Genomic DNA, 22,363 nt, shown 5'->3' with positions numbered 1-22,363 from the left:
GGCGGGGGTGCTGGGGGCCCAGGGCCGCCGGAGCAAAAAACGCCGCCGGTGAGCATTTGTGAAAAGTCACGAAATTCTTCGGACCGTCCCTGTTTCTTCTCCAAAGATCCCCTGGGGCGGGGGAGGCGGGAGGCCGGGCAGATATGGGGCGGCGCTTCCGCCGGGGCCACCAGATATGGCCCTTTTGCCCCGTGCCGCCCGGCCCCTGCCCACCCAGGTTTTAGTAGTTTACATAACTATGTTTACATAACATTTGGGCATAACTGACAAAAAACGTGATTTTCCCGCAAATTCCTTGATAAATCTGGAAAATTGCACTATATTAAAACGTACAAGGTTTACGTTAACTGTTTCGTATAAAGCCGGCGCCTCTCTCATAGGGTAGAGCGAGGTGAGTCGGTTTTGAATTGGAAGAGACGTAGGGACGGGGGACCGCCCTCCCCGCTGCCCCGGCTGCTGGCGCTGGCGCTGTTCTTTTTTTTCGGCATTCTTTTGGGACAGGTCGTGCTCTCCCGGGTGCCGGACGCCACCGGCGCAGAGCTGGAGCGCTACTTATCGGATTTTGTACGGGTGGACGGCGGGGACCGGCAGGGGGCGGGCGCGGTGCTCTCGGCCCTGGTGCTGTATCTGCGGTATCCGCTGCTGGCCTTTCTGCTGGGGTTTTCCTCCATCGGCGTGGCGCTGCTGCCCTGCACGGCGCTGGCCTTCGGCTTCTTCCTGTCCTTTTCCGTCTGCTGCTTTACGGCGGCCTTCGGCAGCGGCGGCGTGCTGCTGGCGCTGGCGGTGTCCGGCATCCGGTGCCTGGTGACGCTGCCCTGTTTTTTTCTGCTGGCGGTCCCCTCGCTGGAGACCTCCGCCGCCCTGGCCAGGGCGTCCTTTGGGAGAGGGCGGCGGCCGGTGGCGGCGGCGTACGGGCGGAGCTGCTGGCTCCGGCTGGGCGGCGCGATACTGGTGCTGCTGGCGGGCATGTGTGTGGATATGGCGGCGTCGCCCCGGCTGCTGGGGCTGGTTTTGCCGCGGATTGTGATTTGAACGAGAGAGGGGGAGATGGCCACGGACGATATCGGACGCTACGGCGCGTATCTGGCGGGGGAGAAGCACGCCTCCCAAAACACCATCAGCTCCTATCTCCGGGACGTGACCCAGTTTGCCGAGTACCTCCACACCGTCCAGGACTGCGGGCCCCGGGAGGCGGACGCCGGCATGGTGGAGGGCTACATGAGCTTCATGCTGGGCCACGGCAAGTCCGCCGCCTCCGTCACCCGGTTTCTGGCCTCGGTGAAGTCGTTTTACAACTTCCTCCTGGCGGAGGGGTCCGTGGGGACCAACCCCGCCCGGGGGGTGGCCGCCGCCAAGGTGGAGCGGAAGTACCCGGAGATTCTCACCAGCAAGGAAGTGGAACTGTTTTTGGAGCAGCCCCAGTGCGTGGACGCCAAGGGCTTCCGGGACCACGCCATGCTGGAGCTGCTGTACGCCACGGGCATCCGGGTCAGTGAGCTGATCTCCCTGGATTTAACGGATTTGAACCTGGCCGCCGGATTCGTCCGCTGCGTGAACCGGGGGAAGGAGCGGATCATCCCGCTGTACCACACCGCCGTAAAGGCCCTGTCCGACTATGTGAAGAACATCCGCCCCCAGCTGATCGCCGACGGGGACGAGGCCGCGCTGTTTGTGAACATGAGCGGCGAGCGGATGAGCCGCCAGGGCTTTTGGAAGATCATCAAGTACTACCAGGAGCGGGCGGGCATCGAGAAGGACATCACCCCCCACACCCTGCGCCACTCCTTCGCCGTCCACCTGCTGGAAAACGGGGCGGATCTGCGGTCCATCCAGGAGATGCTGGGCCACGCGGACATCTCCTCCACCCAGATCTACACCCACGTGGTGAAAAAGCAGCTCAAGGACGTGTACCAGAAGGCCCATCCCCGGGCCTGAGCGGCCCCGCCGCCTCCCGCGGAGGGGCTTTGCGGCGGGCCGCGGGGACGCCTCTGCCCCTTCCCTGAAACGGGAAGGGGAATCTTTTTGCGCCGGGGCAAACAAAACGCGCCGCCGGGCACTCTAATGGGTGAAGGAAAGGAGGGGGAGCGCCGATGGAACCGAGAGAGCCGCGCGGAGCGGCGGTGAGCCAGGAGGAGTTCGCCCGCCGGGCGGAGGCCGTCCGGGGGCGGCTGTACCGCACCGCGTACCTGTATCTTGGCAGCGAGGCCGACGCCCTGGAGGCGGTGGACGAGGCGGTGTACCAGGCGCTGCGGGCGCTGCGGTCCCTGCGGGAGGCGGCGGTGCTGGAGACCTGGCTCACCCGCATCCTCCTCAACGAGTGCCACCGGGAGCTGCGCCGCAGGCGGCGCTTCGCCCCCGGCGGGGAGGAGGCTCTGCCGGACACCGCCGGGCCGGACGCCTACGACGGCCTGCCCCTGCGGGAGGCGGTCCGCCGCCTGCCGGAGGAACTGCGGATGGTGGTGATCCTGCGATTTTTCGCCGGGTACACCCAGGCGGAGACCGCCGACGCGCTGGAACTGCCCCAGGGCACCGTGGCCACCCGGCAGCGCCGGGCCCTGGCGCTCTTGCGGCTGGAGCTGGGAGAGGAGGCTTGCTCATGAACCGGAACGAGGAGTACAGAGCCCTGCTGGCGGAGCCCCTTCCGCCCGGGCTGGAGGGCACCGCCGGCCGGGCCCTGGCCCGGTACCGGGCACGGCGGCGGCTGCGGCTGTGGAGCGTCCCGGCGGGGAGCCTGGCGGCCTGCTTTGTGGGCTTCATGTTGCTGGTGAACCTGTTCCCGCCCTTCGCCCGGGCCTGCGGCGGCGTGCCGCTGCTGCGGGAGCTGGCCAAGGCGGTGGCCTGGTCCCCCAGCCTCAGCGCCGCTGTGGAGCACGACTACGTACAGCCCATCGGCCAGAGCCAGACGGAGAACGGCGTCACCGCCACGGTGGAATACGTCATCGTGGACCAGCGGCAGCTGAACATCTACTACACCCTGGACACCCGCAGCCAGGGCCCCCTGGAGGCGGACTGCACGCTGGAACTGGAGGAGTGCGGCGGCGTCTCCAGCAGTTCCGGCTCCTTCGGCACCCCCAACGGCGAGCTTCGTTCCTTCCGGGTGGACTTCATTGACCGGGATATGCCGGACACCCTGGAGCTGCGGATGCAGATCTACCGGGGACACTCTAGTGAGGAGCCCGCCGCGCCGGAGGCCTCCGTGGAGGATTCCCTGTTTCTGCCGCCGGACCCAGTCCCGGGCTATCTGGCGGACTTCCGCTTCCGCCTGGAGTTCTCCCCCTACTTCACCGCCCAAGGGGAGCGGATCCCCATCGGCGCCGCCGTGGTGTTGGACGGACAGACCGTCACCGTGACTGAGGCGGAGGTCTATCCCACCCACATGCGGCTGAACCTCGCCATGGACCCGGCCAATACCGCCTGGCTGACGGGGCTGGACTTCTACCTGGAGACGGAGACGGGGGACACCTTCGTGCCCAGCACCAACGGCCTCCTCTCCACCGGCCTGGCCGGGGGCAGCAGCCAGGGCTCCCTCTGGCTGGACAGCCCCTATTTCAGCGGGGGCGAGCACCTGACCCTCCACATCACCGGCGCCCGGTGGCAGGACAAGGAGAACGCCCGGGTGCGGCTCAATCTGGCGGAGGGTACCGCGGAGAACCTGCCGGAGAACGTCCGCTTCCTGGGCGCGGAGCGGTATCCGGACGGCTGGCTGGTGTCCTTCGCCCTCCCTCGGGAGGCGGACGGCGGCATGTACAACCTCTTCTCCGGCTCCTTCTGGGACGAGGCGGGGGAGCCCCACGACATCTGGCAGAACAGTAGCACCTTCGGCTGGGTGGACCCGGAGACCGGGGAGCGGCGGGACGAGGAGACCTGGTTCACCGAGGAGTTCCCCCTGGCGGGCCTCCAGGGGAACACGGCCTACCTGGAACCCCACTTCAACCGCGAGACGGCCTTCGCCGCGCCGGTGTCCGTCCCCGTCAAATAGAGCCATCCCCTCCGGGGCGCCTGCGGCAGCGGGCGCCCCGGTTTTTGCCGTGGCAGGGAGGCGCCCATGGAAAACGCCCCGTCGGTTTTACTTGGCCTTGTGAAAAACGGGCCGATGTGATAGGATATCGAAAAGCGCGGGCCGCCTTCGGCGGAAAGGCCCTTCCTGCAAGAGGGCGCTTGGCGCCTGCCGGACCGCTATGGGGGGAATTCGATATGGAGACGGATCAATACCTGATTGACCATTACAGCCATTACGACGAGGACAGCCGACTGCTGCCAAGACACGGCTCGGTTGAGTTCCTGACCACGATGCGCTATATCGAGAAATACGGAAAGCCGGGGGACCGGGTGCTGGAAATCGGCGCCGGAACGGGCCGGTATTCCCATGCGCTGGCGCGAAAGGGCTACGCCGTTGATGCGGTGGAACTGGTGGCGCACAACATCGAGGTGTTCCGGCGAAACACCCGGCCCCAGGAGCCCGTCACCATTGTGCAGGGCAATGCCCAGGATCTGTCTGCGTTTCCAGACAATGGGTACGACATCACGCTGCTGCTGGGCCCCATGTATCACCTGTACACCAAAGCGGACAAGGAACAGGCACTGCGGGAGGCCATTCGTGTGACAAAACCGGGCGGCGTGGTGTTTGCCGCCTATGTGATCTCCGACGGCTGCCTCCTCGACGAGGGCTTCCAGCGGGGGAATATCTGTGTTTCCCAGTATATCGAACAGGGCTTGATCGACGCCCGGACCTTCGCCGCCAGGTCCGAGCCGAAGGACCTGTTTGAACTGGTCCGCAAGGAGGACATTGACGCGCTCCTGTCCGCCTTTCCCGTCACCCGGTTGCACTACGTGGCCGCAGACGGATGCGCCCTGCTCCTGCGGGAGGCGATCGACGCCATGGACAGCGACACGTTTGCGCTGTTTTTGCGCTACCACTTCGCAACCTGTGAGCGCAGCGACCTGCTGGGCATCACCAGCCATGCAATTGACATCTTTCGGAAATAAACGGCTGCGCCGCTGCGCGTGGATGGAGAATCCCTGCACCGAAACCGTGCAGGGATTCTGTTTGCCTGTTTCGGCGAAAGCGGGCTGCCGGGCCCGCGCGCACCCCGCTCCCGCAGCAAAGACCACCGGTTTTTGCTGTTGCGCTCTCCCGGTAAATTTGCTATACTGATACGGAATGCAGACCGGGAAGGGGAGGGCCATGCGCATTTTGGGCATCGACCCCGGCATCGCCACCATCGGCTTCGGCCTGGTGGAGGCGGAGCGGGCACAAGTGCATATGGTGACCTACGGCGCCATCACCACCCCGGCGGGGCTGCCCCTCAGCCGGCGGCTGTACCAGATCAGCCGGGATATGGAGGAGCTGATCGGCCGCCTGAATCCGGACGTCATCTCCATTGAGGAGCTGTTTTTCAACAACAACATCACCACCGGCATCGCCGTGGCCCACGGCCGGGGCGTCATTCTCTGCGCCGCCGAGGCCTGCGGCGTCCCCCTCTTCGAGTACACCCCCTCCCAGGTGAAGCTGGCGGTCACCGGCTACGGCAAGGCGGAGAAGCGCCAGGTCATGGACATGACCCGGCGGCTGCTGAAGCTGCGGGCCGTCCCCCGGCCCGACGACGCTGCGGACGCCCTGGCCCTGGCCCTGTGCCACGCAAGGAGTTTTACTTCACGCCTCCCGCGGACAGGGGACGTGAAGGAGACCATTTAAGGAGAGAGCGCATGTTTTACTATTTGGACGGCACCGTGGCGGAGCTGCTGCCCGGTCTGGCCGTGATGGACTGCGGCGGTGTGGGCTACGCCTGCATGACCACAAACAACACCCTGGCCGCCCTGAAAAAGGGCCAGCGGGGCAAGCTGTACACCTTTTTGAACGTGGCGGAAAACGCCTTCGGCCTCTACGGCTTTGCAAGCCAGAAGGAGCTGACCAGCTTCAAGCTGCTCATCGGCGTGTCCGGCGTGGGGCCCCGGGCGGCGTTGGCCATTCTGTCCGCCGCCACGCCGGAGGCCCTGGCCATGGCCGTGGTCACCGGGGACGAAAAGACCCTGACGGCGGCGCCGGGCATCGGCAAGAAGATCGCCCAGCGGATCATCCTGGAGCTGAAGGACAAACTGGCCCGGGAGAGCGCCGCGGGGCTGGACTTCTCCGGCGGAAAGGGCGCCCCGGCGGCGCCGTTGTTCTCCAACAAGGCCGCGGAGGCCGCCCAGGCCCTGGCGGTGCTGGGCTATTCCAGCCAGGAGGTGGGCATCGCCCTGAAGGGCGTGGACGTGGAGCAGTTGCCCCTGGAGGAGATCATCCGCCAGGGCCTGAAGAAGATGGTGAAGTAGCCCGTCCCACATGGCGGGCAGGGAACGGAGGGCGGTTTTATGGCGAAATACGAGCGGAGCATCCACGGCGACTTCGACCGGGTTTTGTGCAGACTTCACGACGGTATGCTCTCGGGCAGCGCCTCCGCCAGCTATGAGGACGGCAGCGACTATGCCTCCGGGGACCTGCGGTGTGCCGTGCGGGTTTATGAGCGGTACAGCTTTTCGGGCGGCAACCGGGTGAGCCTGAATCTGACGCTGGTGGGGCGCGGCCAGGAGCTGTTTCTCTCCGCCATCGCCTCCGGCGGCAGCCAGGCGATGTTCTTCAAGATCAACACCTTTGGGGAAGAGGGATTTTTGGACTGCCTGCGGGAACTCGTGGAAACGCTTTGACAGGAGGACGGCATTTTGAGCAGCAAGAAAAACGCCCGGGAGAAGGCCCAGGCCCGGAGAGAGGCGGAGACCCGAGCCCGGCACAAGCGCACCCGCAACAACTGGATCGCCGTGGGGATGCTGCTGGTGGGCCTCTGGGCGGGATTGACGGTGCGGGCGGCCTTCGGCGCGGACACCTGCGGCCCCGCCGCCGGGGATGCGGCGGACTGGCTGGCCCAGTCCCGGGGCCAGGCGGTGACGGTTCTCAAAACCGCCCGGGAGGGCCGGGTGCAGGCGGTTTTATATGAGGAGGACTCCGGGGCGCGGAGTATCGCCGTGTTTGAGCGCCGCCTGCTGGGCCTGCGCTGGGCCTACGAGGGCATGAACGACCTGCCGGACCGGGGCCTGGCCCTCACGGGCCGCTGGAACGCCGGGGGCTTTCTCAGCGGTTCGAAGTGCGACATCCAGGTGTACGGCGACAACCGCGACGCTTCGGTGGATGCCTATGCCGTGACGGACGGCGGCGTGGGCCGGGAGCATCTGGAGGCGGACTATATCCTGGACATCTATGTGCTGGACGGCATCGGCGCCCTGCCGAAGGAGCTGGAGCAGTCCGGCCCCGGGACACCGGAGGAATAGGAAGGGAACGCATGAGCATCGACTTTGGAAACGACATCTACGAAGAGCCTATTGTGGCCAAGACCTTCCTCCAGGAGGACGCCCAGGAGGGGTCTCTGCGGCCCAAGACGCTCCAGGAGTACATCGGCCAGGAGAAGGCCAAGGACAACCTGGCCATTTTCATCGAGGCCGCCCGCCGCCGGGAGGAGGCGCTGGACCACGTGCTGCTCCACGGCCCTCCGGGCCTGGGCAAGACCACCCTGGCCGGCATCATCGCCCAGGAGATGGGCGTCAACATCCGCATTACCTCCGGCCCCGCCATTGAAAAGCCCGGGGACCTGGCGGCCCTTTTGACCAACCTCAGCGAGGGGGATATCCTCTTTGTGGACGAAATCCACCGGCTGAACCGTTCCGTGGAGGAGATTCTCTATCCCGCCATGGAGGACTACGCCCTGGACATCATCGTGGGGAAGGGGCCCAGCGCCAACTCCATCCGGCTGGACCTGCCCCAGTTCACCCTCATCGGCGCCACCACCCGGGCGGGCCAGCTGTCCGCCCCCCTGCGGGACCGGTTCGGCGTGACGCTGCGGCTGGAGCTGTACACCCCGGAGGAGCTGGCGCGGATCGTCACCCGGTCCGCGGGGATTCTGCGCGTGGACATCGTGCCGGAGGGGGCCTACGAGATCGCCCGCCGCAGCCGGGGCACGCCCCGGATTGCCAACCGGATGCTGCGCCGGGTCCGGGACTTCGCCCAGGTGAAGGCCGACGGGGTCATCACCAAGGATGCGGCGGACCAGGCCCTCTGCGCCCTGGAGATCGACCACCTGGGCCTGGACACGGTGGACCGGCGGATGCTGGGGGCCATCATCGACAACTACAACGGCGGCCCCGTGGGTCTGGAGACCCTGGCGGCCACCATCGGGGAGGAGTCCGTCACCCTGGAGGACGTGTATGAGCCCTACCTCATGCAGTTGGGCTTCCTCACCCGGACGCCCCGGGGGCGGTGCGTCACCCAGCGGGCTTACCAGCATCTCCACCGGGCGATTCCCGGCGGGACTGCGGCGGAGAATCCCATGGAGCAGCTGACGCTGTAAGGGTGTTGAGCGGTCCGCGAAGAAGAAATCCGCGCCCCGTCCCCGCGCCGGACGCGCAAAACCTCCCCCGCAGGGCACCCCTGTAGATTTCGATCAATTCACCAGAAGGGAATATCAGGATATGGGTAAATTATTTGGAACCGACGGCATCCGCGGCGTAGTGGGGGAGAACCTCACCGCCGACATGGCCTTCCGCGTGGGCCAGGCGGTGGCCGCCGTGCTGATGGAGGAGAAGGGCGGCCGCCCCACCGTGGTCATCGGCAAGGACACCCGCATCTCCTCCGATATGCTGGAATCCGCTCTCATGGCGGGCATCTGCTCCGTGGGCGGCGACGTGAAGCCCGTGGGCACCATTCCCACTCCCGCCGTGGCCTACCTCAGCCGTCGGGAGCAGGCCGACGCGGGCATCGTCCTCTCCGCCAGCCACAACCCCTATGAGCACAACGGCATCAAGGTGTTCAGCGGCCAGGGCTATAAGCTCTCCGACGAGGTGGAGGGCCGCATTGAGGAGAAGATTCTCTCCGACCAGCCCATCCGGCTCCGTACCCGGGGGGAGATCGGCCGCCGCCACCACGGCATGCGCCAGTTGAAGCGGGAGTATATCGACTTTGTGGCCTCCACGGTGGAATCGGACCTGGCGGGCCTGAAGATTCTGGTGGACTGCGCCAACGGCGCCGCCAGCGCCACCGCGCCGGAGCTCTTCGGCCGCTTCAAGGCCCACACCGACTTCATCCACCGGGACCCCGACGGCGTGAACATCAACAGCCGCTGCGGCTCCACCCATCTGGAGGATCTGGCCGCCGCCGTGGTGCAGGGCGGGTACGGCGTGGGCGTGGCCTTCGACGGCGATGCGGACCGCTGCCTGCTGGTGGATGAGCTGGGACACCCCATCGACGGCGACAAGGTGATGGCGGTGTGCGCCCTGGATATGAAGCGCCGGGGCGAGCTCACCGGCAACACCATTGTGGCCACCGTCATGAGCAACCTGGGCCTCCACGAATTCTGCCGGAAAAACGGCATCGACCTGGTGTGTACCGGGGTGGGGGACCGGAACGTGCTGGAGGAGATGCTCCGCCACGGCTACTGCCTGGGAGGCGAGCAGTCCGGCCACACCATCTTCACCGGCCTGGAGACCACCGGGGACGGCGAGGTGACGGCCCTCCAGTTCCTCCAGGTCCTGGCCCGGTCCGGGGAGCGGGCCAGCGCCCTTTCCGCCGTCTGCGCCACCTATCCCCAGGTCCTCCTGAACGTGACGGTGCCCCACAGCGGCGGCGTGAAGGAACGGATCATGGACTCCGATGCGCTCCGCGGCGCCGTGGAGCGGGAGGCGGCGGCTCTGGCGGGGGAGGGCCGGATTCTGGTCCGGGCCTCCGGCACGGAGGCGCTGATCCGAGTGATGGTGGAGGCCAAGACCGCCGAAATCGCCGGAGACACGGCCCAGCGCCTGGCGGATTTTATAAAATCACTAAATTTTTAAGGACCAGCCGTATATTTTTTGAACATTTGCTTGACATTTCCATGGCTGAACAGGTATAATACAATATGTGTAAATCTTATGAGCACCCCGAGACTTGGACCGAACTCCCGGATGAAACACTCTGCCGCATGGCCGCCCAGGGCAGCCGGGCAGCGGAGGAGGTCCTGGTGACCCGCTACAACCGGCTGGTCCGTACCTGCGCTCGTCCCTTTTTCCTGGTGGGAGGCGACAGTGAGGACCTGACCCAGGAGGGGATGGTGGGGCTCATCAAAGCGGTGCGGGAATACGACGCGGACAAAGAGGCGTCCTTCCGGACATTCGCAGAAATTTGCATTCGCAACCGGCTGTATTCCGTTCTCCGCGCCGCAGTGCGCGACAAGCATTTGCCGCTCAATCAGTCGGTTCCTTTGGATACGCCCTACTTTGACAGTAATTCCTACACCTCTGGTACCAGTCATTTGGCGCAGCGCAATCCCGAAGATTTCCTGATCGACAGGGAGCACACGGCAGCCCTCTTAACCGGTGTCCGGAAACAGTTGTCCGAATTTGAAGCGAAGATTTTGGGGTACTATTTAGACGGTCTTTCATGCAGGGAAATTGCCGAGACGGTAGGCAAACCCCCAAAGTCCGTGGACAACGCCGTGCAGCGCATCCGGCGCAAGGTAGCGCGGCAACTTCTTTCCGGCGATCTCAGCGGAAGCTGAACGCAATATATTTTTCTTTTCAAAGAGAGGGTAACATCATGTACGAAGACAAGACTTTAGTGTGCAAAGAGTGCGGCCAGGAGTTCGTGTTCACCGCCGGTGAGCAGGAGTTCTATGCGGAGCGCGGCTTCCAGAATGAGCCCCAGCGCTGCAAGAGCTGCCGTGATTCTCGCAAGAACGCCGCCCGCGGCCCCCGCGAGTACTTCACTGCTGTTTGCGCCTCCTGCGGCGGCGAGGCCAAGGTTCCCTTCGAGCCCAAGTCTGACCGTCCCGTGTACTGCAGCGAGTGCTTCGCTAAGATGCGCGATCAGCAGAGATAACAAGCCGTCTTCGGTTTTTATAGTTGCGATCCGAGAGGAGACGCCCAGTTCCGTGGGCGTCTCCTCTTTTTTCCCGGGCGCGGCGCCATTTTTCAACAAAAAACCGCCATTCCGTGATTTTCTATTGAATTCCCGCGGAGAATAGGGTATAATACCACCGTTGAATTTTAGATTGGAGGAACCTTCCCATGATCAACATTACGAAAGACACCATCATCGGTGATATCCTGGATCTTGCCCCCCAGACCGCGCCCATCTTCCTCTCCATCGGGATGCACTGCCTGGGCTGCCCCTCTTCCCGCGGGGAGACCGTGGAGGAGGCCTGCATGGTCCACGGCGTGGACTGCGAGAAGCTGCTGGCCCTGGTGAACGAGGAAGCCAACAAGGCCCAGTAAAAACGATGGGACGCATACGGGGCCATCCCGTATGCGTCCTTCCACGGAGGAGGACCTTCCTTGAAACACCTGGAACTCACCCCCCGGCTGCAACTGCTGGCCGACTGGGTGCCCCCCGGCGCAAAGCTCGCTGATGTTGGCACGGACCACGCCTATCTGCCCGTGTGGCTGACGCTCCACGGCCGCGTGGCCTCTGCCATTGCCAGCGACCTGCGCCGGGGGCCTCTGGCCCGGGCCAGGGCCACCGGCGCGGCCTACGGCGCCGGCGGCATCGACTTCCGCCTGTGTGACGGCCTCTCGGCCATCGCCCCGGAGGAGGCGGATACCATCGTCATCGCGGGAATGGGGGGCGAGCACATCGCCGCCATTCTGTCCGCCGCCCCCTGGACGGCGGCCGGCCGCCACACCCTGCTCCTCCAGCCCATGACCCACGCCGAGGACCTGCGGGCCTTCCTGGCGGGAAACGGCTACGCCATCACCCGGGAGGCCCTGGTCCGGGACCGGGGCACACTGTATCCGGTGATGGAGGCCGGGGCGGGGGAGATGACGCTGACCCTGGGCCAGCGCTGGGGCGGCGCCAGGCTCCTCCAGGACCCGCTGGGGGAGCGGTACATCATCGAGAAGATCATCCGTTTGCAGGGGGCCGTGGCGGGGCTGAACCGCTCCACGGACCCCGGGGACCGGGAGAGGGCGGACGCGCTGCGGGACGTCCTCACCGCCCTGTTGAAGCTGAGAGAGGAGTGGCGTCATGCCCAAAGCCGGTGAGATCGAAGAGCGGCTGTTCCAGTTGGCCCCTGGGGAGGGCACCATGGACTGGGACAATGTGGGTCTGCTGCTGGGGGACCCGGAGCGGAGCGTGGAGCGGGTGCTGGTGGCCCTGGACATCACGGAGGCGGTGGCGGACGAGGCCATCGCCCGGGACTGCCAGATGATTGTGGCCCATCACCCCATCATGAACTGCCGATGGCTGCCGGTGCAGAGCATCCGGGAGGACACCCCGCAGGGCCATCTCCTGCGCAAGCTCCTGCGCCGGGAGATCTGCGCCGTCTGCATGCACACCAATCTGGACGTGGCCTGGGGCGGGGTGAACGACGCCCTGGCGGAGGCGCTGCGGCTGGAGGACCCTGGGCCGCTGTGCGAAAACGGCCTGGGCCGGGTGGGGACGCTGCCCCAGCCCATGGCCTTGGCGGACTTTGCCCGGTTCGTCTCCCGGGCCCTGGGCTGCAACGGCCTGCGGTACGCCGACGCCGGACGGCCCGTCTGCCGGGTGGGCGTGGGCGGCGGCGCCTGCGGCGACTTTGCGGACGATGCCATCGCCGCCGGGTGCGACACCTATGTGACCGCGGATCTGAGCTACCACCAGTTTCTGGACGCCCCGGGGAAGGGCGTCAACCTCATCGACGCGGGCCACTTTCCAACGGAAAACCCGGTCTGCGCCAAGCTCATCTCGTTTTTGACGGAGCAGTTCCCCGCGCTGTCCGTTTTCAAATCCGCTTCCCACCGGGAAGTGATTCAGTACTACGTTGAAGGAGAGTCATAACTATGTCTGGACATTCGAAATGGCATAACATCCAAAAGACCAAGGGCGCGGCCGACGCCAAGCGCTCCGCCGCGTTCACCAAGATCGCCCGGGAGATCATCGTGGCGGTGAAGGAGGGCGGCTCCGGCGACCCCAACAACAACTCCCGTCTGGCCACCGTCATTGCCAAGGCCAAGGCCGTCAACATGCCCAACGACAACATCAAGCGCACCATCGACAAGGCCCTGGGCTCCGGGAACGCCGACAACTACGAGGCCGTTACTTACGAGGGCTACGGCCCCGGCGGCGTGGCCGTCATCGTGGAGGCCCTGACGGACAACCGCCAGCGCACCGCGCCGGAGGTCCGCCACGCCTTCGACAAGTGCAACGGCAACATGGGCGCCCCCGGCTGCGTCAGCTGGTCCTTCGACAAGAAGGGCGTCATCGTCATCGACAACTCCGACGGGGAGCTGGAGGAGGACACGGTGATGATGGACGCGCTGGAGGCCGGCGCCGCCGACTTTGAGGCCGACGGCGACGCCCTGGAGATCACCACCGACCCCGACGCCTTCAACGACGTGGTGAAGGCCCTGGAGGGGAAGGGGTACAGCTTCGTCAACGCCGACATCGAGATGGTCCCCCAGAACTACATCGCCCTCTCCGATGAGGGGGATGTGAAGAACATGGAGAAGCTCATCGACATGCTGGAGGACAACGACGACGTCCAGAACGTCTGGCACAACTGGGACAACAACTGACTTGCACACCGGAGGAACGGCCCAAGGCCGTTCCTCTTTTTTTCTCCAAAATTGAACAAAAGTTAAGTTTTGTTTGATCTTTGGGACGTCTGCGCCCCCGGGGTGGACGTCTATCCCCACCGGGAGGCGGCGGCCGCCCTGGCGGAGGACTGAGAAAAAGCCCCTTCCGCGGATCACGCGGAAGGGGCCGTATCCTAACTGCGAGAAAAACTGTAAGCCGGGTTCTGTATTTGACAGTCATCTATCTAGGCGCCCTGTTGCCAGAGCGCTCAAGCCACCTCTGGGAAGCGGCCGGGCCGGCCTGATGCTTCCAAACCACGGTGTTGCTCCGGATAGAGTTTACAGCGGCGGACACTCTCGAGCCGCCGGGTGCGCTCTTACCGCACCTTTCCACCCTTACCTCCCCCTGCCGAGAGCAGGGTCCCTGACGGGACAGGAGGCGGTATATCTCTGTTGCACTTTTCCTGAAGTCGCCTTCGGCGGGCGTTACCCGTTATCCTTGCCCTGTGGAGCCCGGACTTTCCTCATGGACGGCCTTTCGGCCTGCCCACGCGACTGTCTGTTTTTCTCGCGGTGTTTATTTTACAGGAAACTCGCCCCGTTGTCAACGAGAGAAAATTCCCCGTTGTGGGCCGCCCTCCCATATGATAAGATGAAACCTGCAAGTGAAACCGACAGGGGGGCGTTTTCCCCCATAGAGGGGAGAACCATGTCTGTGAGATGAACCGTTGGCCTGTTGGCAGTCGCGGTGGCGCTGCTGCCGGTTGACTGGCACTGTATCAACCGCATTCTCAAGAGCATCACGCAAAAAAATGGACGGCAGGTGCTGCGGGATTGCAGCGCGTTCCTTGCGCTTTCTGCCGTTATTTGCATCTGCTTTTTCGTCTGCACCTTTGCCCACGCATGCAAGGGAAAGCAGCTGGAGGCTGACCAAGCCGCCGCAGATTCCGATTGAATGGGCGCGGGGAGGCCGCTGCCGCCTCTTGCAGGCGGCCCTCCGGCGAGGTGGCAAAATTTCGGCGCCGCGTTGTAATCCCGGGAGGTTTGCGGTATAATAATTAAGTATGCAAAAACGGGCGGCCCGCCTGGGGCCGCTCACATAAGGAGCGATTTCCGTGAAATTTGAGGAGTATCTGGCGTCGCTGCGGCACAAGACCGTGGCCGTCATCGGCATCGGCGTGTCCAACCGGCCGCTGATCCGTCTGCTGCTGGAGCGGGGTGTGGCGGTGACTGCCTGCGACAAAAAGTGCCGGGAGGACCTGGGCCCCCTGGCGGAGGAGCTGGAGGCCCTGGGCGCCAGGCTGCGGCTGGGGGAGGACTACCTGGAGGGGCTGGAGGAGGACGTGATCTTCCGCACCCCCGGCATGCGGCCGGACCTGCCCCAGCTGGCGGCCGCCGTTGCCCGGGGCGCCGTCCTCACCAGCGAGATGGAGGTCTTTTTCCAGGTGTGCCCCTGCCCGCTGCTGGCCGTCACCGGCAGCGACGGGAAAACCACCACCACTACCATCATCACAGAACTGCTGCGGCGGAGCGGCCGTACCGTCCACCTGGGGGGCAACATCGGCCACCCCCTGCTGGCGGAGGCCGGGGAGATGGGACCGGAGGACCTGGCGGTGCTGGAGCTGAGCTCCTTCCAGCTGATGACCATGGACCGCAGCCCTCACATCGCCGTCATGACCAACCTCGCCCCCAACCACCTGGACGTCCACCGGGACTATGCGGAGTATTGCTCTGCAAAGGAAAATATTTTTACACATCAGTCCGCACAGGATATTGCCGTGTTCAACGCCGACAATCCGGACACCCTGGCCCTCTCCGGAAAGGCCCCGGGCCGGGTGCGCCTCTTCTCCCGGCAGCGGGAGGTTCCGGACGGCGTGTTCCTCCGGGGCACCGCCGTGGTGGCCCGCTGCGGGGAAGCGGAGCGGGTGGTGATGGACACCGGCGACATCATGCTCCCCGGGGTCCACAACGTGGAGAACTACCTGGCGGCCATCGCCGCCGTGGACGGCCTGGTGCCCGACGCGTACATCCGGAACTTCGCCCGGAGCTTCGGCGGGGTGGAGCACCGGATCGAGCTGGTGCGGACCCTCCGGGGCGTCCGGTGGTACAACGACTCCATCGCCTCCAGCCCCAGCCGCACCATCGCCGGGCTGAACGCCTTCCAGGAGAAGGTGGTCCTCCTTGCCGGTGGCAAGGACAAGGGCGTGCCCTACGACAGCCTGGGCCCCGTGGTGAACGACCATGTGAAGCTGCTGATTCTCTGCGGCGCCACCGCCGGGGTGATCCGCCGGGCAGTGGAGCAGGCCCCCAACTACCGGGGGCTGGAGATCGTGGAGGTCGCCAGCTACCCGGAGGCGGTGGACCTGGCCCGGCGCCGGACCGGAGAGGGGGACGTGGTGCTGCTGTCCCCCGCCAGCACCTCCTTCGACCGCTTTGCCAACTTCATGGAGCGAGGAAAGGTCTTCAAGGACCTGGTAAACGCCCTGGAGTGAGCCAGCAGAGGGGCCGCCGGGCGGACCAAAAACGCTTCCGGCCATGTTGTATCAACTGGTATCAAGGGAAATGCCTTGCGTAGCCTTGCCGCCGGTCTTCCGGCGGGAGTTCCGCGCTGCCGGACGCACCGCCCGCCGGATTCCCTGGGAACCGGGCATACTAGGGCCATGCCCCCGCCGCATAGGATAGCGGGAAGGGGGCGGGGCCATGAGAAACGGTTTTTTCTACTACCGGCGGCAGTGGGACCGCCGTGCGGTGCTGCGGGCGCTGGCGTTTTTGACCGCGGTGCTGGCGCTGTGGGCGGTGTTCTTCGCCACGGCCCAGCTGCGACCCCTGCTGGAGAGCCTGGCCACCACCCGGGTGTCCAACACGGTGAACCGCATTGTCTCCGAGGCGGTGGCGGAGGCCATCGAGGACGGGGCCATTCGGTACGAGAGCCTGATCTCCTTTGAAAAGGACACCGAGGGCCGCGTCACGGCGGTCCACAGCAACATGGCCGCCTTCAACCGGCTGCAATCGTCGATTCTGGACATCATTTTGACCCGGGTGGACCAGGTCTCCGCCCGGGAGCTGTCCATCCCTATCGGCACCCTCAGCGGCACGGCGCTGCTGGCGGGCCGGGGGCCCCGCATCTCCGTGCGGATGGAGTCCGTGGGGTCCTCCTCGGCCCGGTTTGAGAACACCTTCTCCTCCGCGGGAATCAACCAGACCAAGCACCAGATCGTGCTGAACATTGATGTCTACGTCAGCATCCTGCTGCCGGGCTTTGCCACCGCCACCAAGGTCTCCAACACCTTCACCGTGGCGGAGACCATTATCGTGGGCTCCGTGCCGGAGACGTACACCTATTTCTCCACCACGCCGGGCACCTACGAAGAGGATATGAAGGATTACATTCTGAACAGATAACGAACGGGAGGACCCCAATGGATTACCGCAAGAGAATCCAGGAGCTGCGGGACGTGCTGAACGAAAACGGCTACCGCTACTACGTGCTGGATGACCCCACCATGAGCGATTACGAATACGACATGCTGAACCGGGAGCTGGAGGAGCTGGAGGCGGCCCATCCGGAGGAGATCACCCCGGATTCCCCCACCCAGCGCATCGGCGGCAAGACCTTGCAAGGATTTTCGCCTTACACCCATGAGGTGCCGCTGGAGAGCTTGCAGGACGTGTTCAGCCAAGAGGAGACGGTGGAGTTCTGCCAGCGGATGGAGGAGGCCCTGGGAGCGGAGGCGGCGTATTCCGTGGAGCCCAAGGTGGACGGATTGTCCGTGGCGCTGGAATACCGGGACGGCGCCTTCGTCCGGGGCGCCACCCGGGGAGACGGCCGGGTGGGGGAGGACGTGACGGAGAATCTGAAGACCGTCCGCTCCATCCCCATGACCCTGCCGGAGAAGCTGTCCCGGCTGATCGTCCGGGGGGAGGTCTACATGGCCCGGTCCGTGTTCGAGGAGCTGAACGCCCAGCGGGAGGTACAGGGCAAGCCCCTGATGGCAAATCCCCGGAATGCCGCCGCAGGCAGCCTGCGGCAGCTGGACCCCAAAATCTGCGCGGAGCGGCGGCTGGACATCCAGATTTTTAACCTGCAGCTGGCGGAGGGCCGGGATTTTCGCACCCACGCCGAGACGCTGGAGTACCTGGCCGATCAGCGGTTCAAGGTCATCCCCTACAAGACCCTCTCCGGGGCGGAGGCGCTCTGGGAGGAGATTCGCCGGATCAACGACGAGCGGCTGGACTACCCCTTTGACATCGACGGCGCGGTTGTAAAGGTCAACTCCCTGTCAGACCGCACCGCCCTGGGCAGCACCGCCAAGTTCCCCAAGTGGGCGGTGGCCTTCAAGTACCCGCCGGAGAAGAAGCCCTCCCAGGTGCTGGACATCGTGGTACAGGTGGGCCGCACCGGCGTGCTGACCCCCAAGGCGGTGTTGACCCCCGTCCGCCTGGCGGGCACCACCGTCACCAGCGCCACCCTCCACAACCAGGACTTCATCACGGAAAAGGACATCCGGGTGGGGGACACCGTGATTGTGCAGAAGGCTGGGGAGATCATTCCGGAGGTGGTGGAGGTGGTCCGGGACCGGCGGCCGGAGGGCACGGCGCCTTACACCCTGCCGGAGGCCTGCCCGGTGTGCGGCGCCCCGGTGGTCCGGGACGAGGACGGCGCCGCCCTGCGGTGCACCGGGGCGGAGTGCCCCGCCCAGCTGCTGCGCAACCTCACCCACTTCGCCAGCCGGGACGCCATGGACATCGACGGCTGCGGTCCCGCCGTGGTGCAGCAGCTGGTGGAGAATGGCCTGGTCCGCAATGCCGCAGACCTTTACAGCCTCCGGGCTGAGGAGATTTCCAAGCTGGACCGGATGGGGGAGAAGTCGGCGGAGAACCTGATCCGGGCCATCGAGAAGTCCAAGGGCAACGACCTCTCCCGGCTGCTCTACGGCCTGGGTATCCGGCAGGTGGGGGAGAAGGCGGCCAAGGTCCTCTCCAGCCATTTCAAGACCCTGGACGCCCTGGACGCCGCCACGGTGGAGGAGCTGACGGAGATCAACGACGTGGGGGCCGTCACCGCCCAGTGCATTGTGGACTACCTGGCCCAGCCCCAGTCTCGGGACCTGATCGCCCGGCTCCGGGCCGCCGGGGTGAATCTGGAGAGCACCGCCCAGCTGGTGGACGACCGTTTTGCCGGAATGACCTTTGTCCTCACCGGAACCCTGACCCGCTTTGACCGGAAGGCCGCCCAGGCCCTCATCGAGGAGCGGGGGGGCAAGGCTGCCGGGTCCGTCTCCAAGCGCACCACCTACGTGGTGGCGGGGGAGGCCGCCGGCAGCAAGCTGAAAAAGGCCCAGGAGCTGGAAATCCCCATTCTCACGGAGGACGACTTTGCCCGGATGCTGGAATAACGGAAAGCGGACAGCGGTGAAAACCGCTGTCCGTTTTTGATAGCGCTTGCCGCCGCGGGGAAGGGAGCTTCCAGGGGATTGGGACGCGACAAACGCGCCTTTTGCCTGTGAGCGCGGCCATTACACGCCGCTGGCATCGTTCAGTTCAAACAGGTTTCCTTCCGGATCTCTGAAATAGGTACAGCGCATCCCCCACGCCTCAATATGTTGGGGCTCGCCCAAAAACAGGACGCCCGCGTCTTTCAGACGCCGGTAGTCGCCATCCAAATCAAGGGTGGGAACGACTGCAACAACCGTGTCGGGCTGGGTGCTGCCAAGGGGCTGTGTATACCCTTGAAACATGGAAACGGCATCCCCCATAAAAATAGCAAAGCAGGGCGGGGCATCACTGCTTACGGCAAAAGACGTGTAAGGGCCGTTTCGGCCGCCCCAAACTGCCACCAGTCCCAATTTCTCCGTATAAAAATCAAAGCATTCTCCATAGTTCTTCCGCACCAGAATGCGGATCGTTGTTTCATTAAACTTCATGCCGCCCACTGTCCTCTTTTCCTTCGTTTTTCCAAAATGGCAGTTGCCCTTTCAGATTTCCTTGATTGCAGGTCTTATTATACGCTAAAATTTTGCAATCTCACTGTAAAAATCGGACATATTGCGTCGATATTCCTGGGGCGTCATGCCGCAGACAGATTGAAAATCGTGGATAAAGTGGGATATATCGTAAAAAGCTGTTTCATGGGAGGTGTAAGTAATGCTGCACTGCGGATTTTGCATAAGCCGGATTGCCTTGTTGATGCGGACCATGCGGGAGAACGTTTTGGCATTCATGCCCACATGGTTTTCGAACATGCGGTTGAGGTGCCGCTGGCTATAGTAGACGGCGGCAGACAGCTCTTTACAGGAGATGTTTCCCGCGCGTTCAATCATCAATGCCGTGGCCATTTGGAGTTCAGAAGGGGACGAGACAGCCAAATCCGCCAACAATCGCTGGTCCAGAAGGGCAATCAATCCATCCAAAGAGGCGGCACGTTCCAGTGCCTCTAGAATGAATCGGTTCAAACGCGGATTGATCAGCTCGAACGGGATGATCTGGTTGGCCAAGCTCTTTTGGCTGATGCCTGTATATGCAGACAAACCCGCCGGCTGAAACTCGATAATCAAAAGCATTTGGCATTGATTTGCCATACCACCGACCATGCAGGGCTTTGTGATTGGGCCGAATAGATTGCCGCGCACCCCCTTTTCATCCTGAGAGTACACCAGAGTTGCGCTCCCATGTGGGATCACGGTATAGTTGTCCGATATGATCTCTTTGTTGGGAAACGTAACCGTATAATTGGAAATTTGCCTCCGCAGCACCGGATGCGGCAAGATATAGGCAAAATCGCTTTCACGAAGCAAAATACGATAGGCATCCCGGAATGTCCGTAAGTCTTTTTTCGCGATCATCAGGTACTCTCCACATTCGGTCCGCCTTCTCCGCCGGAGGCGCCCTTTTTTGCATCCATCCTATCACACGGGACCCAACCTCACAAGAGGCCCCGCCGAAATCCCATGGCATTTCGCAGAGCCGGCAGCGGCTTCAGGAAAAGGGGATTGACAAAAGCAGGAAAGTCTGGTAGTCTTTCAACGGCGGACACACGGTCCGCCGCATCCGCCGCAGGCGGCTCAATTGAATCATTTCAAAGACTGTGAAGGGAAATCCGGCACGCCGTCCCCGCGAAGAGAGCCGCCGTCTGGTGCAAGCGCGGAGGGGGAGACGTGCCTGCGCCGTCCCGGAGTCGCGCACCCAACGGGGTTTCCAACCCCCAGTAGGCTGCGCTGGTCCCCGCCCATGACCGCGGGAGGGTCCGCCTGGACCCGCAGAGGCCGTCCCCGTGAGGGGAGGGCGAACTAAGGTGGTACCGCGAAAGCAGATCTGCTCTCGTCCTTATGACGCACGCCGTCAGGGACGGGATTTTTTGTCCCCGGAGGCGCTACTTGAAAGGGGAACTGCAACGATGATCCAGACCATCACGGAAGTGAACAAAACCCTCAACGACCTGGTGTGGGGCGTGCCCGCCATGGCCCTCATTCTGGGCGTGGGGCTGTATCTGACCCTGGGCTCCGGCTTCCTCCAGCTGCGCAAGTTCGGCTACGCCATGCGCCAGACCGTGGGCCGCATCTTCTCCCACGGCGAGGCGGGAGAGGGGGCGGTGACGCCCTTCCAGGCGGTGTGCACCGCCCTGGCCGCCACCGTGGGCACCGGCAACATCGCCGGCGTGGCGGGGGCCATCGCCGTGGGAGGCCCCGGCGCCGTGTTCTGGATGTGGATCTCCGCCTTCTTCGGCATGTGCACCAAGTTCTCCGAGGTCACCCTGGCCGTCCACTTCCGGGAGCGGAACCCGGCGGGGGACTGGGTGGGCGGCCCTATGTACTCCATCAAAAACGGCCTGGGCCGCCGGTGGATGCCCCTGGCCTGGATTTTCTCCGCCCTGGGGGTGCTGGCGGTCTTCGGCACCGGCTGCGCCACCCAGGTCAACACCATCGTCACCGCCATCAATTCCGCCCTGTACAACTTCGGCGCCGCCCCCCAGGAGGGCTTCCCCATGGTGAACCTGGCCATCGGCGTGGTGCTGGCCGCCGCCATCGGCGTAGTGCTCCTGGGCGGCGTGAAGCGAATCGGCCGGGTGACGGAGCGCCTGGTGCCCTTCATGGCCCTTTTGTATGTGGTGCTGGCCCTAGGCGTGGTGCTCCTCAACCTGGGCCGGGTGCCCGGCGTCTTCCGCGCCATCGTCCAGGGGGCCTTCACCCCGTCGGCCTTCACCGGCGGCGTCATTGGCTCTATGTTCGTGGCCATGCAGCGGGGCGTCTCCCGGGGCATCTTCTCCAACGAGGCGGGCCTGGGCACCGCCTCCATCGCCCACGCCTCCTCCGATATCGACGACCCCGTGCACCAGGGTCTCTTCGGCATCTTTGAGGTTTTTGCAGACACCTTCGTGATCTGCACCCTCACCGCCCTGGTGATTCTGGCCAGCGGCGTTCCCGTTCCGTACGGAGACGCCGCCGGGGCGGAGCTGACCATCAGCGGCTTCACCGCCTCCTACGGCGGCTGGGTGTCCCTGCTGACGGCGGTAGCCATGTGCTGCTTTGCCTTCTCCACCATCCTGGGCTGGGGGCTGTACGGCACCCGCTGCCTGGAGTTTTTGTGCGGCAGCCGCAGCCAGAAGCCCTTTCTGGCGGTGTACGCCCTGGTGGCCATCCTGGGCGCCACGGCGGACCTGGGGCTGCTGTGGAACATCGCGGACACCTGCAACGGCCTGATGGCCATTCCCAACCTGCTCTCCCTGGCGCTGCTCTCGCCGGTGGTGTTCCGGCTGGTCCGGGGGTACTTTGGGGAAAAAGGGATCTAAAAGGGGAGGGGGCGCTGCCGATGCAGCGCC

Annotated in this window: 24 protein-coding genes and 1 other RNA gene; 22 read left to right on the top strand and 3 right to left on the bottom strand. The window is 64.4% G+C overall.

Annotation, left to right across the window (positions count from 1 at the left end; all coding sequences use genetic code 11):
• Nucleotides 1–402 precede the first annotated feature (402 nt).
• The 17 genes from QZS21_RS00785 (at nucleotide 403) to QZS21_RS00705 (ending at nucleotide 13,548) form a co-directional block, all read left to right on the top strand.
• Nucleotides 403–1,032, top strand: coding sequence for a stage II sporulation protein M (locus QZS21_RS00785; protein WP_295579043.1), 630 nt, complete (start codon nucleotides 403–405; stop codon nucleotides 1,030–1,032).
• Between the two features lie 15 nt (nucleotides 1,033–1,047).
• Nucleotides 1,048–1,935 carry a site-specific tyrosine recombinase XerD gene (xerD, locus tag QZS21_RS00780; RefSeq protein WP_295579041.1) on the top strand — a complete coding sequence of 296 codons (888 nt, stop codon included), beginning with the start codon at nucleotides 1,048–1,050 and terminating at the stop codon, nucleotides 1,933–1,935.
• 155 nt (nucleotides 1,936–2,090) lie between these two features.
• Nucleotides 2,091–2,600, top strand: coding sequence for a sigma-70 family RNA polymerase sigma factor (locus QZS21_RS00775; protein ID WP_295579038.1), 510 nt, complete (start codon nucleotides 2,091–2,093; stop codon nucleotides 2,598–2,600).
• Nucleotides 2,597–3,979, top strand: coding sequence for a DUF4179 domain-containing protein (locus tag QZS21_RS00770; RefSeq protein ID WP_295579036.1), 1,383 nt, complete (start codon nucleotides 2,597–2,599; stop codon nucleotides 3,977–3,979). Before QZS21_RS00775 ends, QZS21_RS00770 begins: the two co-directional genes overlap by 4 nt.
• A gap of 215 nt (nucleotides 3,980–4,194) precedes the next feature.
• Entirely contained in the window at nucleotides 4,195–4,986 is a 792-nt protein-coding gene (locus tag QZS21_RS00765; protein WP_295579034.1) for a bifunctional 2-polyprenyl-6-hydroxyphenol methylase/3-demethylubiquinol 3-O-methyltransferase UbiG, read from the top strand.
• 199 nt (nucleotides 4,987–5,185) lie between these two features.
• On the top strand, nucleotides 5,186–5,695 hold the full coding sequence (gene ruvC, locus QZS21_RS00760) for a crossover junction endodeoxyribonuclease RuvC (protein ID WP_295579032.1): 510 nt from the start codon (nucleotides 5,186–5,188) through the stop codon (nucleotides 5,693–5,695).
• An 11-nt stretch (nucleotides 5,696–5,706) separates the two neighbouring features.
• Nucleotides 5,707–6,312, top strand: coding sequence for a Holliday junction branch migration protein RuvA (gene ruvA / locus QZS21_RS00755; RefSeq protein WP_295579030.1), 606 nt, complete (start codon nucleotides 5,707–5,709; stop codon nucleotides 6,310–6,312).
• A gap of 39 nt (nucleotides 6,313–6,351) precedes the next feature.
• Complete coding sequence (locus QZS21_RS00750; RefSeq protein WP_295579027.1) at nucleotides 6,352–6,684, top strand: DUF6054 family protein; 333 nt, start codon at nucleotides 6,352–6,354, stop codon at nucleotides 6,682–6,684.
• A gap of 15 nt (nucleotides 6,685–6,699) precedes the next feature.
• A complete protein-coding gene (locus QZS21_RS00745) occupies nucleotides 6,700–7,302 on the top strand; it encodes a hypothetical protein (RefSeq protein WP_295579024.1) in 603 nt (200 codons plus the stop codon).
• Nucleotides 7,303–7,313: 11 nt separating this feature from the next.
• Nucleotides 7,314–8,375: a Holliday junction branch migration DNA helicase RuvB gene (gene ruvB / locus QZS21_RS00740; RefSeq protein WP_295579021.1), complete on the top strand. Its 1,062-nt coding sequence runs from the start codon at nucleotides 7,314–7,316 to the stop codon at nucleotides 8,373–8,375.
• Between the two features lie 121 nt (nucleotides 8,376–8,496).
• Nucleotides 8,497–9,852: a phosphoglucosamine mutase gene (gene glmM, locus QZS21_RS00735; RefSeq protein ID WP_295579018.1), complete on the top strand. Its 1,356-nt coding sequence runs from the start codon at nucleotides 8,497–8,499 to the stop codon at nucleotides 9,850–9,852.
• Between the two features lie 65 nt (nucleotides 9,853–9,917).
• On the top strand, nucleotides 9,918–10,556 hold the full coding sequence (locus QZS21_RS00730; protein WP_295579015.1) for a sigma-70 family RNA polymerase sigma factor: 639 nt from the start codon (nucleotides 9,918–9,920) through the stop codon (nucleotides 10,554–10,556).
• A gap of 38 nt (nucleotides 10,557–10,594) precedes the next feature.
• Nucleotides 10,595–10,876: a zinc-ribbon domain containing protein gene (locus QZS21_RS00725; protein WP_295579012.1), complete on the top strand. Its 282-nt coding sequence runs from the start codon at nucleotides 10,595–10,597 to the stop codon at nucleotides 10,874–10,876.
• Between the two features lie 188 nt (nucleotides 10,877–11,064).
• Complete coding sequence (locus tag QZS21_RS00720) at nucleotides 11,065–11,271, top strand: DUF1858 domain-containing protein (protein ID WP_295579010.1); 207 nt, start codon at nucleotides 11,065–11,067, stop codon at nucleotides 11,269–11,271.
• Between the two features lie 60 nt (nucleotides 11,272–11,331).
• Nucleotides 11,332–12,036, top strand: a complete 705-nt coding sequence (locus QZS21_RS00715; protein WP_295579008.1) for a class I SAM-dependent methyltransferase — start codon at nucleotides 11,332–11,334, stop codon at nucleotides 12,034–12,036.
• Nucleotides 12,020–12,811: a Nif3-like dinuclear metal center hexameric protein gene (locus QZS21_RS00710; RefSeq protein ID WP_295579004.1), complete on the top strand. Its 792-nt coding sequence runs from the start codon at nucleotides 12,020–12,022 to the stop codon at nucleotides 12,809–12,811. Before QZS21_RS00715 ends, QZS21_RS00710 begins: the two co-directional genes overlap by 17 nt.
• Before the next feature lie 2 nt (nucleotides 12,812–12,813).
• Nucleotides 12,814–13,548 (top strand): YebC/PmpR family DNA-binding transcriptional regulator, encoded by a 735-nt coding sequence (locus tag QZS21_RS00705; protein WP_295579002.1) that lies wholly within the window; start codon nucleotides 12,814–12,816, stop codon nucleotides 13,546–13,548.
• A gap of 197 nt (nucleotides 13,549–13,745) precedes the next feature.
• On the opposite strand, the gene rnpB is transcribed toward QZS21_RS00705, so the two are convergent.
• An RNA gene (gene rnpB, locus QZS21_RS00700) (RNase P RNA component class A) lies at nucleotides 13,746–14,119 on the bottom strand.
• A 165-nt stretch (nucleotides 14,120–14,284) separates the two neighbouring features.
• On the opposite strand from rnpB, the gene QZS21_RS00695 reads away from it, so the two are divergent.
• From QZS21_RS00695 to ligA, 4 genes are all read left to right on the top strand, one after another.
• Nucleotides 14,285–14,503, top strand: a complete 219-nt coding sequence (locus QZS21_RS00695) for a hypothetical protein (RefSeq protein WP_295579000.1) — start codon at nucleotides 14,285–14,287, stop codon at nucleotides 14,501–14,503.
• Nucleotides 14,504–14,663: 160 nt separating this feature from the next.
• The gene (gene murD / locus QZS21_RS00690; RefSeq protein ID WP_295578998.1) at nucleotides 14,664–16,040 is read left to right on the top strand and encodes a UDP-N-acetylmuramoyl-L-alanine--D-glutamate ligase; all 1,377 of its coding nucleotides are present in this window, start codon (nucleotides 14,664–14,666) and stop codon (nucleotides 16,038–16,040) included.
• Between the two features lie 208 nt (nucleotides 16,041–16,248).
• Nucleotides 16,249–16,950 carry a sporulation protein YunB gene (gene yunB, locus QZS21_RS00685; RefSeq protein WP_295578996.1) on the top strand — a complete coding sequence of 234 codons (702 nt, stop codon included), beginning with the start codon at nucleotides 16,249–16,251 and terminating at the stop codon, nucleotides 16,948–16,950.
• Nucleotides 16,951–16,967: 17 nt separating this feature from the next.
• The gene (gene ligA, locus QZS21_RS00680; protein WP_295578993.1) at nucleotides 16,968–18,944 is read left to right on the top strand and encodes an NAD-dependent DNA ligase LigA; all 1,977 of its coding nucleotides are present in this window, start codon (nucleotides 16,968–16,970) and stop codon (nucleotides 18,942–18,944) included.
• Between the two features lie 120 nt (nucleotides 18,945–19,064).
• On the opposite strand, the gene QZS21_RS00675 is transcribed toward ligA, so the two are convergent.
• Both QZS21_RS00675 and QZS21_RS00670 read right to left on the bottom strand, forming a co-directional pair.
• Entirely contained in the window at nucleotides 19,065–19,472 is a 408-nt protein-coding gene (locus QZS21_RS00675) for a VOC family protein (protein ID WP_295578991.1), read from the bottom strand.
• An 84-nt stretch (nucleotides 19,473–19,556) separates the two neighbouring features.
• Nucleotides 19,557–20,390 (bottom strand): AraC family transcriptional regulator, encoded by an 834-nt coding sequence (locus QZS21_RS00670; RefSeq protein ID WP_295578989.1) that lies wholly within the window; start codon nucleotides 20,388–20,390, stop codon nucleotides 19,557–19,559.
• Between the two features lie 551 nt (nucleotides 20,391–20,941).
• Here QZS21_RS00670 and QZS21_RS00665 point away from each other — a divergent pair.
• Nucleotides 20,942–22,333, top strand: a complete 1,392-nt coding sequence (locus QZS21_RS00665; protein ID WP_295578987.1) for a sodium:alanine symporter family protein — start codon at nucleotides 20,942–20,944, stop codon at nucleotides 22,331–22,333.
• Nucleotides 22,334–22,363 lie beyond the last annotated feature (30 nt).

Origin of the sequence: uncultured Oscillibacter sp. (assembly GCF_900544955.1) — a bacterium.
Classification (GTDB): domain Bacteria; phylum Bacillota; class Clostridia; order Oscillospirales; family Oscillospiraceae; genus Oscillibacter.
Note: the sequence above shows the minus strand (reverse complement) of the source record. Positions and strands in the feature narration are given on the sequence as shown.